At 58.7% G+C, this 13,329-nt stretch carries 15 protein-coding genes; 9 read left to right on the top strand and 6 right to left on the bottom strand.

Features of this window, described 5'->3' with window-relative positions; translation table 11 throughout:
• Window positions 1–9 precede the first annotated feature (9 nt).
• A complete protein-coding gene (locus BUA42_RS10290; RefSeq protein WP_072777664.1) occupies window positions 10–381 on the top strand; it encodes a histidine triad nucleotide-binding protein in 372 nt (123 codons plus the stop codon).
• 51 nt (window positions 382–432) lie between these two features.
• On the opposite strand, the gene BUA42_RS10285 is transcribed toward BUA42_RS10290, so the two are convergent.
• Window positions 433–1,350 (bottom strand): ABC transporter ATP-binding protein, encoded by a 918-nt coding sequence (locus BUA42_RS10285; protein WP_072777663.1) that lies wholly within the window; start codon window positions 1,348–1,350, stop codon window positions 433–435.
• Between the two features lie 76 nt (window positions 1,351–1,426).
• On the opposite strand from BUA42_RS10285, the gene BUA42_RS10280 reads away from it, so the two are divergent.
• Together BUA42_RS10280 and BUA42_RS10275 are read left to right on the top strand one after the other, a co-directional pair.
• Window positions 1,427–1,612: a zinc-finger domain-containing protein gene (locus tag BUA42_RS10280; RefSeq protein WP_072777662.1), complete on the top strand. Its 186-nt coding sequence runs from the start codon at window positions 1,427–1,429 to the stop codon at window positions 1,610–1,612.
• Window positions 1,609–2,238 carry a Pr6Pr family membrane protein gene (locus tag BUA42_RS10275; RefSeq protein ID WP_072777661.1) on the top strand — a complete coding sequence of 210 codons (630 nt, stop codon included), beginning with the start codon at window positions 1,609–1,611 and terminating at the stop codon, window positions 2,236–2,238. The genes BUA42_RS10280 and BUA42_RS10275 overlap by 4 nt, the downstream gene beginning before the upstream one ends.
• Here the strand turns inward: BUA42_RS10275 and BUA42_RS10270 are convergent.
• Window positions 2,231–2,743 (bottom strand): hypothetical protein, encoded by a 513-nt coding sequence (locus tag BUA42_RS10270; protein WP_072777660.1) that lies wholly within the window; start codon window positions 2,741–2,743, stop codon window positions 2,231–2,233. The two genes, BUA42_RS10275 and BUA42_RS10270, sit on opposite strands and share 8 nt — an antisense overlap.
• 421 nt (window positions 2,744–3,164) lie before the next feature.
• Here BUA42_RS10270 and polA point away from each other — a divergent pair, with 421 nt between their 5' ends.
• Together polA and BUA42_RS10260 are read left to right on the top strand one after the other, a co-directional pair.
• Window positions 3,165–5,987, top strand: a complete 2,823-nt coding sequence (gene polA, locus BUA42_RS10265; protein ID WP_072777659.1) for a DNA polymerase I — start codon at window positions 3,165–3,167, stop codon at window positions 5,985–5,987.
• A gap of 55 nt (window positions 5,988–6,042) precedes the next feature.
• A complete protein-coding gene (locus BUA42_RS10260) occupies window positions 6,043–6,600 on the top strand; it encodes a YdeI/OmpD-associated family protein (RefSeq protein WP_143152674.1) in 558 nt (185 codons plus the stop codon).
• A 23-nt stretch (window positions 6,601–6,623) separates the two neighbouring features.
• Here BUA42_RS10260 and BUA42_RS10255 read toward each other — a convergent pair whose 3' ends face one another.
• Genes BUA42_RS10255 through nth form a run of 3 tightly spaced genes read right to left on the bottom strand, consistent with a single transcriptional unit; the run spans window position 6,624 to window position 8,655 of the window.
• A complete protein-coding gene (locus BUA42_RS10255; RefSeq protein ID WP_072777657.1) occupies window positions 6,624–7,616 on the bottom strand; it encodes an adenosine kinase in 993 nt (330 codons plus the stop codon).
• Window positions 7,613–8,014 carry a RidA family protein gene (locus tag BUA42_RS10250; protein ID WP_072777656.1) on the bottom strand — a complete coding sequence of 134 codons (402 nt, stop codon included), beginning with the start codon at window positions 8,012–8,014 and terminating at the stop codon, window positions 7,613–7,615. The genes BUA42_RS10255 and BUA42_RS10250 overlap by 4 nt, the downstream gene beginning before the upstream one ends.
• Complete coding sequence (gene nth / locus BUA42_RS10245) at window positions 8,011–8,655, bottom strand: endonuclease III (RefSeq protein WP_072777655.1); 645 nt, start codon at window positions 8,653–8,655, stop codon at window positions 8,011–8,013. Before nth ends, BUA42_RS10250 begins: the two co-directional genes overlap by 4 nt.
• A 117-nt stretch (window positions 8,656–8,772) precedes the next feature.
• Here nth and BUA42_RS10240 point away from each other — a divergent pair, with 117 nt between their 5' ends.
• The 3 genes from BUA42_RS10240 to BUA42_RS10230 all read left to right on the top strand — a co-directional run bounded on the left by BUA42_RS10240 (window position 8,773) and on the right by BUA42_RS10230 (window position 11,101).
• Window positions 8,773–9,630, top strand: coding sequence for a methylated-DNA--[protein]-cysteine S-methyltransferase (locus tag BUA42_RS10240; protein WP_072777654.1), 858 nt, complete (start codon window positions 8,773–8,775; stop codon window positions 9,628–9,630).
• Between the two features lie 124 nt (window positions 9,631–9,754).
• On the top strand, window positions 9,755–10,423 hold the full coding sequence (locus tag BUA42_RS10235) for a YiaD family glycine zipper/OmpA-like lipoprotein (RefSeq protein WP_072777653.1): 669 nt from the start codon (window positions 9,755–9,757) through the stop codon (window positions 10,421–10,423).
• Window positions 10,424–10,549: 126 nt separating this feature from the next.
• Complete coding sequence (locus BUA42_RS10230; RefSeq protein ID WP_072777652.1) at window positions 10,550–11,101, top strand: NADPH-dependent FMN reductase; 552 nt, start codon at window positions 10,550–10,552, stop codon at window positions 11,099–11,101.
• Here the strand turns inward: BUA42_RS10230 and BUA42_RS10225 are convergent, their stop codons facing one another.
• Window positions 11,102–11,791 (bottom strand): sugar transferase, encoded by a 690-nt coding sequence (locus BUA42_RS10225; protein WP_072777651.1) that lies wholly within the window; start codon window positions 11,789–11,791, stop codon window positions 11,102–11,104.
• Window positions 11,792–12,700: 909 nt separating this feature from the next.
• Here BUA42_RS10225 and BUA42_RS10220 point away from each other — a divergent pair.
• Window positions 12,701–13,315 carry a ribonuclease D gene (locus tag BUA42_RS10220; protein WP_072777650.1) on the top strand — a complete coding sequence of 205 codons (615 nt, stop codon included), beginning with the start codon at window positions 12,701–12,703 and terminating at the stop codon, window positions 13,313–13,315.
• Window positions 13,316–13,329 lie beyond the last annotated feature (14 nt).

The following is a 13,329-nucleotide window of genomic DNA, read 5'->3' as shown; positions in this document are numbered from 1 at the left end:
GACCCCGCCATGGCCTATGTCTATGACGATCAGAACATCTTTGCCAAAATCCTGCGCGGCGAAATCCCGAACGATACCGTGCTGGAGACGGAACACAGCCTGGCTTTTCGAGATATCCAACCGCAAGCCCCGGTGCATGTGCTGGTCATCCCCAAGGGGCCGTATGTTTGCTACGACCATTTCGCGCTCGAAGCGAGCGATGCCGAGATCGCGGATTTCACACGCGCCGTGGGAGAGGTCTGTAAACAAGAGGGCGTGCAAGACGGCGGGTATCGCATCATCTCAAACGCCGGAGAAGCCGGGGTTCAGGAAGTGCCGCATTTGCACATCCACGTATTGGGAGGTCGGGGTCTCGGACGTATGCTGCAGCCCGCGCGATAGACGCGGCATCAAAACCGCGTCCTAAGCCAACCGGTAATGACCTGCCCAAGTTCAGTTTTTGCGGGTCAACGAAAGAAAAACGTCTTCTAGGTCAGCTTGTTCGGTTCGCACGTCGCGGATGCGCACGCCCTGATCGCGGAGGAGCGACAGAACATCTTCGGCCGACGTTTGATGCGCCCGGTATGACAGGGCGATGGTGCCATCGGGACGGCGCTCTGCGGTGATCCCTTCTGCCTTCGGCAAAGCGTCAAGCCCATCCTCGGGCTGGATGACCATGGTTTTTGCGTCCAGCTGACCCAAGAGGTTTTGCGTACTGTCCCGCGCCACAACTTCACCGTGGTTGATGATAGCGATCTCGTCGCACATTTCCTCGGCTTCTTCGAGGTAATGCGTCGTCAGGATAATAGTCATCCCGCGTTCTTTGTTGAGCTTTCGCACATTGGTCCAAAGCATCTGCCGCAACTCTATGTCCACGCCGGCGGTTGGTTCGTCGAGGACCAGCACGTTCGGCGCATGTACGAGCGCCTTTCCCAACAACAGACGCCGGCGCATGCCGCCGGACAGGGTGCGCGCATAAGCCTCTGCTTTATCCGTCAGGCCCACCAACTCCAAAATCTCGTCCGACCGCCGCTGCGCTTTCGGCACGCCATAAAGCCCCGCTTGCACCTCCAGCGCGCCGCGCGGGGTGAAGAACGGATCAAGGTTCAGTTCTTGCGGCATTACCCCGATAGCGGCCCGCGATTGGCGCGGATTCACGTCCTGATCCCAACCCCAGATCGTTACCTTTCCGGAGGTTTTCGTCACCAGACCGGCGAGGATATTGATCAAGGTGGATTTGCCTGCCCCGTTCGGACCCAGAAGACCGAACACAGATCCACGTGGCACCGTCAAATCCACGCCTTTCAACGCTTCCTTGCCGCCCGCATAAACCTTGCGCAGGCCCTCGATCCGAATGGCGTCCTGTGTCATCGCTGTCTCTTGCCCCATGCCCCGTGTCCGCTTACACCGCACCTAGTGGATTACGCCAGCAAAGGAAACGCACCCGATGACGACGCAAGCGCCCGAAACCAAGATCGTGGACAGCTATCGCATCTCCTGTGACGGGGGCGAAGGGGCGTTGGGGCATCCGCGCGTCTGGCTGCAAATTTCCAATGAACACGGTTGGGTCGAATGCCCGTATTGCGACGCCAAATATATTCACAAAGATCACGCGGACAGCGTCGACACGTGACGATCCAGCGCGCGGCGGCTTTTTTCATCGCGCTGGGCGTGTTCCTGACGCTGGCCACGCGCGTTTGGTTGCGGATTGTCGACGACGGCGAAACCTTTGGCGAAGCTGTTTGGGCCATCTATCGCTTTTATACAATCTGGACCAACACCCTCATCGGATTTGTCTGCGTCGGCGTCGCGTTCGGCCGCGCCATCGCGCCGCAAAGGCTCAGCAACCTGTTATTGTCGATCATCATCGTCGCAGTCGTTTACCATGCGCTGCTTGCGCATCTGAACGACTTCACTGGACTCGATTGGGTCATCGACGCGATGTTGCACACGGTGATCCCAACAGCATTCGTCGTGTTCTGGCTGATCTTCGTTCCGAAAGACACGCACCGTTATACGGATATCCTGCCGTGGTTGGGATTGCCGCTTGTGTATTGTCTTTACGCCATGGCGCGCGCGCAGGTGGACGGGGTGTATCCCTATTTCTTCCTGAACCTTGCAGATCTCGGCGCAATCCGGACCGGCGTGAACATCGTCGGTCTTCTCATCGCCTTTGCAGTCATAGGCGCTTTGATCGTCTTAGTGGCGCGTCGCCTTGGCCGGTTCTCGGAACGAACGTCTGAACAGACGCTCAGCTGATCGGGATCGGCGCGGGTCCACAAGGCAGAGCCGGGCTGTCATCGTCAGGCCCGGTCAAAAACTGCAGCACCTTTTCGCCCGACCAAACCGTAATCTCGCGGCCAAGTGAATCTGTCCCGCTGCCGATCACAGTCCCGGTCTCATTGTCGAGCGTGTGGTAAAGAACGTTCGCCTCGAGATCTGCGCCACACTGCAAACTCGCGCGCCCGGGTGTGTCTGTCCCACCGGCAACCCAGTTGCCCTCACAGGCGGTGCCGTCATTCAAATACCCGATCACGATTCCGGTATCCCAGCCATGCGCCTGCCCGTCGAAATAGACACCGTCAGACCCGAGACAGGCCAACGCTCGAACGCAGTTTGCTTTGTCGAAGGGAATGTTCTCGCAGACCGGCATCGCCGTTTGGGGATTTGTTTCCGGGGTGAGGCCCTCTAGCTCTAAGCGGTCACTGGCAAGTGTCTGCCCTGCCATCGTAAGAGCACCCGCAAAAATGATCACAAAGCGCATGTGAGATCCTCCAACCAGTACGAAAAAAACATAGTCTCCGTGTCCGCGCGAACCACCCAATCCGCGTCCTTAGGGTCGCGCGAACCCCGCCTGGTTGGCAAAAAATCGCGAAGCAGAAGTAGAAATGCACAGATGTTGATCTATCGTGGGATGAAGCGTGGCAAAGCCGACACCTCATGTGATACCGGGAGAGGCCGTACCGAACGGGCGGAGCACGACGCACCGTCTGTGGCCGCGGCGCAACATTTCTGCCGATGACATTTCAACCCGTCCGCACTCGCGTCTCGTTCGAGCCGATATCAGTTCGTTGACGAAAGCTCTGTACGGAACACTTGCTGGATCGTACGGATCGCGAACCGATAGCGGCTGGCAACAGGCCGCTGTCCGTGGCACACCAAAGACAACCAAAACGGGGGGCGACATGGCATTCGGCAAAGGACATCACCTTCACCTTATCGACGGCTCGGCCTTTATATTCCGCGCCTACCACGCGTTGCCACCGCTCACCCGCAAATCGGACGGATTGCCAATCGGTGCGGTTTCGGGGTTTTGCAACATGTTGCAAAAGTATGTGGAAGGAAACCACGGCCCGGATGCCCCGACCCACGTGGCGGTGATCTTTGACAAAGGCAGCCATACCTTCCGCAATGAAATGTATGACCAGTACAAGGCCAATCGGGATGAGATGCCCGAGGACTTGCGACCGCAAATCCCGCTGACCCGCCGTGCGACCGAGGCGTTCAACATCGCCTGCAAGGAAAAGGAAGGCTACGAGGCCGACGACATTATTGCGACGCTTGCAGTTCAGGCGCGTGATGCCGGGGGGCAGGTGACCATCATTTCGTCCGACAAGGATCTCATGCAGCTTGTCGGGGATGGGGTGGTGATGATGGACGCGATGAAAGGCAATCGCGTCATCGACCGTGACGGCGTATTCGAGAAATTCGGAGTGTACCCTGAGCGCGTCGTCGATGTGCAGGCCTTGGCGGGCGACAGTGTTGACAATGTACCAGGTGCGCCAGGCATCGGGATCAAGACTGCGGCGCTTCTGATCAACGAATTCGGCTCGCTGGAAGAACTTCTCGACCGCGCGGAAGAGATCAAGCAGCCCAAGCGCCGTGAAACGCTGATCGAGAAGCGCGACCAGATCGAGCTGTCGAAGAAGCTCGTCGTGCTGGACGACAAGACACCGCTCGATTTCACGCTGGACGACCTCGAAGTGCGTGACCCGGACCCGGACAAGCTGATGCCATTCCTTGCCGAGATGGAGTTTCGCACGCTCACAAAACGCATTGCCGAAGCGCTCGATGTCGAACCGCCCGCGATCCCGGATACGACACCCGAGGGGGCCAACCCGCCGGCTGGGGATGCGCCCGATCTGCCCGGCATGGATGCCTCGACCTACGAGTGCGTGCGGGATCTTGAGGCGCTGCAGTCTTGGATCGATGCGGCAAATGAAAAAGGCTGGGTGGCGTTCGATACCGAAACGACAAGCCTTAATGAAATGACTGCCGATCTTGTCGGTATCTCGCTCTGCGTCGAACCTGGGACAGCCTGCTACATCCCTTTGACGCACAAAGCAGAGGGCGGTGAGGGTCTTTTCGGTTCGGACGATCTGGCAGAGGGCCAGATCCCGCTGGAAGATGCTCTGGCCGCGCTCAAGCCGCTGCTTGAAGATCCGGCCGTGATGAAGATCGGCCAGAACATGAAATACGACGCCAAGATCATGGCGCGCTACGGGGTCAGTGTTGCTCCGATCGATGACACGATGCTCATGTCTTACGCCATGAACGCGGGGCAGCACAGCCATGGGATGGACACGTTGTCCGAGCGCTACCTCGGTCACACGCCGATCCCGATCAAAGAGCTGCTGGGCAGCGGAAAGAGCCAGATCACCTTCGACCGTGTGCCTATCGACAAGGCCACGCCTTACGCCGCCGAAGATGCGGAAGTCACATTGCGGCTGTGGCAGATGTTCAAACCGCAATTGCATCAGGTGAAAGTCACCCGCGTCTACGAGACCATGGAGCGCCCTCTTGTCCCGGTGCTGGCCGAAATGGAAATGGCAGGGATCAAGGTTGACCGCGACACGCTCAGCCGAATGTCCAACGCGTTCAGCCAGAAGATGGCGGGGCTGGAAGACGAGATCTACGAGCTGGCAGGACGCAAATTCGCCGTCGGATCGCCGAAGCAAATCGGTGAAATCCTGTTTGATGAGCTTGATTTGAACTTACCCGATGGCAAGAAACCCAGCCGTGGGAAGTCCGGCAACTGGAGCACCGGCGCGGACATCCTCGAAGACCTGGCCACAGTGCACGACCTGCCGCGCCGTATTCTGGACTGGCGGCAACTCGACAAACTGAAATCGACCTATACCGACGCGCTGCAGAACCATATCAACCGAGACACCGGGCGCGTCCATACCTCCTACTCTATCGCTGGCGCGAATACGGGTCGCCTCGCCTCGACCGATCCAAACCTTCAAAACATCCCGATCCGCACTGAAGAGGGCCGTCGCATCCGAGAGGCGTTTGTCGCGGAGGAAGGCAAAACCCTTGTCGCGCTCGACTACAGCCAGATCGAGTTGCGCATTCTTGCGCATATCGCCGACATTCAGGCGCTCAAAGACGCGTTCAAAGACGGGCAGGATATCCACGCCGCCACTGCGTCCGAGATGTTCAACGTGCCGCTCGACGAGATGACGCCGGACGTGCGCCGACAGGCCAAGGCGATCAATTTCGGTGTGATCTACGGCATCAGCGGTTTCGGCCTCGCGCGCAATCTGCGTATTCCTCGATCTGAGGCGCAGGGGTTCATCGACCGCTATTTCGAACGCTTCCCCGGCATCAAGGCGTATATGGACGAGACGACCGAATTCGCGAAGAAGCATAACCGGGTCGAGACGCTCTTTGGCCGAGTTATTCACACGCCCGAGATTAACGCCAAGGGCCCTCGCGCGGGCTTTGCCAAACGCGCTGCGATCAACGCGCCCATTCAGGGGACTGCTGCCGACATCATCCGCCGCGCGATGATCCGCATGCCGGATGCCATCAAGAACCTGCCCGCAAAGATGTTGCTCCAGGTGCATGACGAGTTGCTCTTCGAGGTTGAAAAAGGCGCAGAGGATGATCTGATTGCCACGGCGCGCGACGTGATGGAGGGCGCCGCAGACCCGGTTGTGCACCTTACCGTCCCGCTGGTTGCCGACGCCGGGCAAGGCGCAAATTGGGCCGAGGCGCACTGACGTTGGAAGAGACTTCGAAATCTTGTCTCACGGCTTTTCAGGGAGCCTTTCATTCGTGACAGAAATCGAAGTCAAATCCCGCTCCGAACTGCGTGCGTGGTTGGCTGAAAATCACACGCGCACAGAAAGCGTCTGGCTGGTCGTCTACAAGAAACACACCGATCACTACCTGCCGTGGGGGGACGCCGTGACCGAACTTCTCTGCTGGGGCTGGATCGACAGCGTGACGCGCAAGGTCGACGCCGACCGCACGTCGTACCGCATCGCGCCGCGAAATCCGAAATCGGCCTGGTCCGCCGTCAACAAGGACAAGGTGGAAGAGGCCCGCGCGGCGGGTTTGATGACCCCGGCGGGCGAAGCGCTGATCTCGGCGGCAAAGGAAAACGGGATGTGGACCTTTCTCGATGACGTCGAACGCCTTGAAGCGCCGCAGGATCTGCTCGATGCACTAGGTGATCTGCGGCAGGTCTGGGAAGACTATCCGAAATCCGTCAAACGCGGCACATTGGAGTGGATCAAAACGGCCAAAACTGCACCCACCCGCGCCAAACGCATCGCCGATGTGGTGACCTCCGCCAAGGCCGACCTGCGCCCAAGTCCATTTCGACGGTGACTGGAGATGGGTAGAAACCGCGCTTAAATCAGTGATTTCTCACGGAACAATGCCTGCAAGTTCGCCTCGGGTCGCGGCCCGATATGCGAGATGACCTCCGCTGCCGCTACACACCCCATCCGGCCGCAGGTTTCCATGTCCCGCCCTGTCGCCAGACCGTAAAGGAAGCCCGCAGCAAATTGGTCGCCGGCGCCTGTCGCATCGACTGGCACGACCTTCTCTACGGGAATATCGGTTCTTTGACCTTCGTGGATGATCGACACACCGTCGCCGGACCGCGTACAGACCACCAGAGGGCAGATCGCCGAAACCGCTTCGAGATCGGCTTCCAGATCGTGGTTTTGGTACAGCGACATGATCTCTGCTTCGTTGCCGATGACATAGTCCATCTCGTGCTCGATCAGGTTCAAGAAGTCGTCGCGGTGACGCTCTACGCAGAAGGGGTCAGAGATTGCGATCCCCGCTTTGCCACCGGCACTCCGACAGGTGCGCGCGGTCCGGATGAACGCATCTTTCCCTTTGTCCTTGTCGAATAGATAGCCTTCGAGGAAGACCACCTCCGCCTCGGCGGCAACGTCCTCGGACACGTCTTCCGGCCCCAGCTCGGCGGAAATGCCAAGATACGTGTTCATCGACCGTTCGCCATCGGGTGAGACAAAGATCATCGACCGGGACGTCGGCAACTCACCCCCCGGGACGGGTGGGTTCACGAAGTCGGTGCCGTCTTTCTTCATTGCATCCGCATAAAACCGGCCGAGAGCGTCGTCATGCACCCGACCAATGAACCCGGTGCGCAGACCCAGATTGCCAAGCCCCGCGAGCGTGTTCGCCACCGACCCGCCGGGCGTTTCCACGCGGTCCTTCATTGCAGCGTACAGAGTCTCGCCCCGCTCACGCTCGACCAGTTGCATGATGCCCTTCTGGATGCCCATCAGATCAAGAAAGGTGTCCTCCGCGCGCGCGATGACGTCGACAACGGCATTGCCGATGCCAACCACCTGGTACGTTTTGCTCATTCGGTTTTGTCCTCTGAAACGATAGCATCGATCTCTGTCTCCACGAGCCAATCGGGATCGACGAAGCCTTTGACCTCCACAAACGTGCAGGCGGGTCGGATGTCAGCGAATATCTCTCCGTGGACCTCTGCCGCTTCGGCCCACCGCCTTGCATCGGTCAGCATGATGCGTGTGCGTATGACATCTTCGTGTCGCGCGCCGGCCTCGCGCAGGGCTGCGAGGCCGATATCAAAGCAACGGCGGGTTTGTGCGGCAACATCGCCGATGCCCACCGTTGCGCCATCCGGTCCGATTGGTGCCGTGCCTGCGACGGCGACATGAGCGCCGATCCTTACCGCACGACTGAAGCCGATCTTCGGCTCCAGATACGACCCCGATGGCACATTGCGCCGGGTCATTGGGTCTTGTCCTCGAACTGGCAAAGATCACGGATCAGGCACGCGCCACATTTCGGTTTGCGCGCAACGCAGACATACCGCCCGTGCAAGATCAGCCAGTGATGCGCGTGGTGCTGAAAATCGACCGGGATGTGATCCTCGATGGCGCGCTCTACGGCGACCACGTCTTTGCCGGGGCAGATTCCCGTGCGATTGCCGACCCGGAAAATATGGGTGTCGACGGCTTGCGACGGATGCCCCCACCCGATGTTGAGCACTACGTTCGCGGTCTTGCGTCCGACACCCGGGAGACTTTCCAAAGCCGCGCGTGAATTCGGCACCTCGCCGCCGTATTCGTCCACGAGGATACGGCTCAGCTTGATGACGTTTTTGGCCTTGTTCCGGTAAAGCCCGATCGTCTTGATGTGTTCAATGACACCTTCTTCGCCCAGAGCAAGCATCTTTTCGGGCGTGTCGGCGACTGCGAAAAGACCGCGTGTAGCCTTGTTGACACCAGCATCCGTCGCCTGAGCGGACAGCGCCACAGCGACCACCAGCGTGTACGCGTTCACATGTTCGAGTTCGCCCTTCGGTTCGGCCTCAGCCGCCTGAAAGCGCGTGAAAATCTCTCGGATCGTGTGATAATCGAGTTGCTTGGCCATATCGCCCCCGTATGCCGCGCGAGATCAGGAGGGGCAAGCGTCGGATGCGCAGGTTTCGGGTCGAAGGACAGGCCGTGCCTGCGCTACATCAGGTGCAAGACATGAAGGGCCGATCCGATGCAGAACCTCGCCGAAGACACACAAGGTTACCACTTCAACGTCATGCGCCGGGCGCTTGACGTCATCGATGCGCAGGGTCCGTCCGTGTCACTGGACGAACTGGCGTTAGAGATGAATATGAGCCCGGCGCATTTCCAACGTGTCTTCTCGCGGTGGGTGGGCGTGAGTCCCAAGCGGTATCAGCAGTACCTGACCCTTGGCCACGCGAAGGCCCTGTTGGCAGAACGCTTCACGACATTGGAAACGGCGCATTCGACCGGGTTGTCCGGATCCGGCCGTTTGCATGACTTGTTCGTGCGGTGGGAAGCAATGAGTCCGGGCGATTTCGCCCGCAAAGGGGGCGGCTTGACGATCTACTGGGGCTGGTTCCAAAGCCCCTTTGGTCCGGCCCTGGTAATGGGTACCGACAAGGGCCTGTGTGGGATCGGATTTGCTTCTGAAACCGGCGAAGATCATGCGTGGGAGGATCTGGTCAGCCGCTGGCCCAAGGCCACCTATGTCGAAGACCCGACGCGCCTGCACCCGTGGGTGAATTCGGCCTTCGGCGCCGAGGGTGCATTGGAGCCAACACCGTTGTTCATGATCGGCGCCCCGTTTCAGATCAAGGTTTGGGAGGCGCTCATGCGCATCCCGTCCGGGCATGTGACCACCTATTCCGAGATCGCCGAATTCATCGGTCATCCAAAGGCGGTGCGCGCCGTCGGAACCGCGGTCGGGCGCAACCCGATCAGCTACCTGATCCCCTGCCATCGCGCTTTGCGCAAGTCGGGTGGATTGGGCGGCTACCATTGGGGCCTACCGGTCAAACGCAGCATCCTGGCCTGGGAGGCCGCTCGGCAGGAGGCCGGGGCCTGATATCGTCGGGATGCGCGGAAAGACGCCGATTTTGTCACGACATTTGCCGTCTGCGTGGGTATGTTATCGCATAGCAGAAACGAGACCCGTACACTTGGGCACAGTTAAACGAGGCAAATGACTTATGACTCTCTCCAAACTTTTTGTGATCCCCGCGCTCTGCGGTGCACTGGTTCTGTCCGCCTGTACCGAAGGTGGATTCAGCGATCCGAATGATCCCAATCGCCAAGCCAAGCAAGGTGCCGCCATCGGTGCTGGTGTCGGCGCGTTGGCCGGTGTCCTTGCCGGTGATGATCCCGAGGAGCGCCGGCGCGGCGCGGTGATCGGTGCTGTTGTCGGTGGGGCAGGTGGCGCGATCATCGGCAACCAGCTTGACCGTCAAGAGGCCGACCTGCGGGCACAGCTTGGCAATGACAATGTCAGCATCCGCAACACCGGGGACCGCCTGATCGTTACGTTGCCGCAGGATATCCTGTTTGCAACGGACAGCGCGAACCTGCGCCCCGATCTGCAGCGTGACTTGCGGACAGTGGGGCAAAGCCTGCTCGCCTATCCGAACACCACAGTTCAGGTCATCGGGCACACCGACAACACCGGTGATGCCGGATACAACCTCGATCTGTCGCAGCGCCGCGCGCGGTCGGTTGCGAACATCCTGATGGGTGAAGGCGTTCCGTCCTTCCGCATCCAAAGCATCGGTCGCGGCGAGGACCAACCGATTGCAAGCAACCTGACGCCGGAAGGGCGCGCGCAGAACCGTCGGGTGGAAATCGTGATCCTGCCAAACGCGTAAGCGACGGCTCAGTATCAGGAAAAGCCCGCGCAATGCGCGGGCTTTTTTCGTGGTAAACGGTCTTTCGCGGTTGTCAGCGCGGTCTTCCGCAACAGATTGCTCGTCGAAGGAAAAGGAGACGACCCTGTGGCAGACCTGAAACTAATTGGCCTTTGCGGTTCTTTGCGCAGCGCTTCAACCAATCGACTGCTTATGAATGAGGCAGCCCGGTTGTTCGGTGACGCGGACTTCGCGGAGGGCAATTTGCGCTTTCCGTTGTACGACGGGGACATGGAATCGGATACAGGTATTCCGGCCGAGGTTCAGACGCTGTCAGATCAGATTGCACACGCAGACGCAGTCGTGATCTCAACGCCGGAATACAACAAAGGCATCCCTGGCGTGTTGAAGAACGCGCTCGACTGGGTCAGCCGCACGGACGGAAATCCGTGGAAAGACAAACCCGTTGCGATCATGTCGGCGGCCGCGGGCCGGGCCGGTGGTGAACGCGCCCAGAACATGCTGCGTCTGTGTTTGTTCACATTCCAGCCGCATCTTCTTCAAGGACCGGAAGTCTTGGTGGCCGCAAGTTCCAAGCAGTTCGACGAGGATGGCCGGCTCACCAACGAGATCAATCTTAAGGCGTTGGATGACCTGATGCAGAAGCTGCGCACCGCTGCGGAGGTCAATAAAGGCTGATCAGCAGCCTGTGCCTTTGGTCACGACGCTCAGCGTCTTCCACATCACCGCGATATCCTGAGCAAGGTTCACTTTGCTCAGGTACTCGGCATCGTAATGCGCACGTTCCGCAAAGCTGCTCTCGTGACGTACCGAGACCTGCCAGAAGCCGGTCAGACCTGGACGCAGGGCGTAGTAAGCGGAGCCGGGATACAGGTCTTGCTGATCCACCATCATCGGACGCGGCCCGACAAGAGACATTTCCCCCTTCAGGACGTTCCAGAGTTGCGGCAACTCATCAAGTGACGTTTTGCGCAGGATGCGGCCGACCTTTGTGATCCGCGGATCATTGCGAAGCTTCTGGTTCCGGTTCCACTCAGCGCGCGCTTGGGGGTTCTGGGAGAGGTGGCGTTCCAGTGCTTCGTCCGCATTGGCGACCATGCTCCGCAGCTTCCACATCTTGAACGTCTTGCCGAATTGCCCGACGCGGGTCTGGCTGTAGAAGGGCGAGCCGCCATCTCGAGACACCAGAAGCGCGCAAACTCCAAGAACCAGAACGACTGGCACAGCGGCGATCAGGACAAGCATCACATCAAGCAAGCGCTTGATGTAATTGCGATAGAGGCTTTTCGGTTCGGTTTGGACAAAGGCCGCGTTGACCAATGTTTCGATTTCTGTGCCTGGCAGCGGCTGGCGAACGTGCAGTGTCATTTGAACACCCCTTGACCCTTTGAGCGGGGTCCGCGGCGAAGCTGACAAAGGCGTGCAAAGACTGGTTGCTTGCCGCGCAGCACGACAAACAGGACGTCGGTTCAGGAAACCGGATATTCAGGCTTTCAGGCTATGTGGCAGACTTCAGCAGACGAACCTTTCGCAACTCCCTAATGGAAGCACCAACCCCCAAGTGCCAACTCAAAACATGGCAGGAATGTGGCCTGCCAAAACATGACTAGTTTATGGCAATGCGCCTTATTTCCGTCAACTTTTGGGGGGCGGGGAAAGTTTTGTGTGAACTCCCCTCCTACGTTCTCCAAAAACGCGATCCGTCAACCGGCATGAATTCGCAAAGGTATGGAAGAAAATCACTTTTTACGATTTGTGGGCAATCTTTCGCCGAACGAGCGGATTCCGCCGATGGCATGCCTGGTTCGACGTAACGCGCTGACAAGCCAGCTTTTGGGCTTTTGTCGCGTGAGATGTGCCAATCCTGCAGGTAAGTGAAGATTGGGTGCCAATTCTTGCATGTATCGGAAACAATTTGCCGTCTTTTCTGCCGCTGTTCACAAATCAAAAACGATATTGCGGAGAATACTTCCGTTTCACGCCGGACCTGATTGTTCAGTTTGAGGCAACAGTCGGGGATTGGTCAGAGCCTCAAGCTAGCCGAAAATTGACGTAAATTCCTTGGTGCGTCTGCGAAAATCCGCCGATCACGGGCTGTAATAAACTGACATATATTAGGCGGAAGTTGGTCTCAATTAAGATGATTTTTGCCCTAATTTGGGCCGAATCAAGACCAAATTTCGAGAATCGGGTCAAACTGGGGCGAAAGGGGGGCAGCTTGCACCACATTGGCTGAGGGTCTATCCCCAGTCCGTTGATGGAAAAGAAGGGCTTACCATGTCTCATCAAGTCTACGCGCGCGATCTTCCCGACGACCTTGATCTGGGTCCCGAGGTCGCCATCGATTGCGAGACGATGGGGCTTCATCCGCACCGCGACCGTCTGTGTGTAGTTCAGCTCTCCAATGGGGACGGGACCGCGCATTTGGTCCAGATCGAGAAAGGCCAAACTTCGGCGCCAAATCTGGAAAAGCTATTGGCTGATCGAAAGGTGCTCAAGCTGTTTCATTTCGGGCGGTTCGACATTGCGGCGCTGTACAACGCGTTTGGTGTCCTGACTGCCCCGGTCTACTGTACCAAGATCGCCAGCCGCCTCGTACGGACCTATACGGACCGTCACGGTCTCAAAGTGCTTTTGCAGGAACTCCTGAGTGTCGACATCTCGAAACAGCAGCAGTCAAGCGATTGGGGTGCAGAGACGCTCAGTCAGGCGCAGGTCGAGTATGCCGCTTCGGACGTTCTCTACCTGCACAAACTGCGGGACGCCTTGCAGGCCATGTTGGAGCGTGAGGGACGGGCGGAGATTGCACAGACGTGCTTTGACTTCCTTCCTACGCGCGCGCGCCTTGATCTCATGGGCTGGCCGGAGACCGACATCTTCGCGCATTCCTGACCGACCGGGGGTAA

The organism is Marivita hallyeonensis, assembly GCF_900129875.1.
GTDB classification, from domain to species: Bacteria; Pseudomonadota; Alphaproteobacteria; order Rhodobacterales; family Rhodobacteraceae; genus Marivita; species Marivita hallyeonensis.
This window is presented reverse-complemented; position numbering and strand designations above follow the sequence as displayed.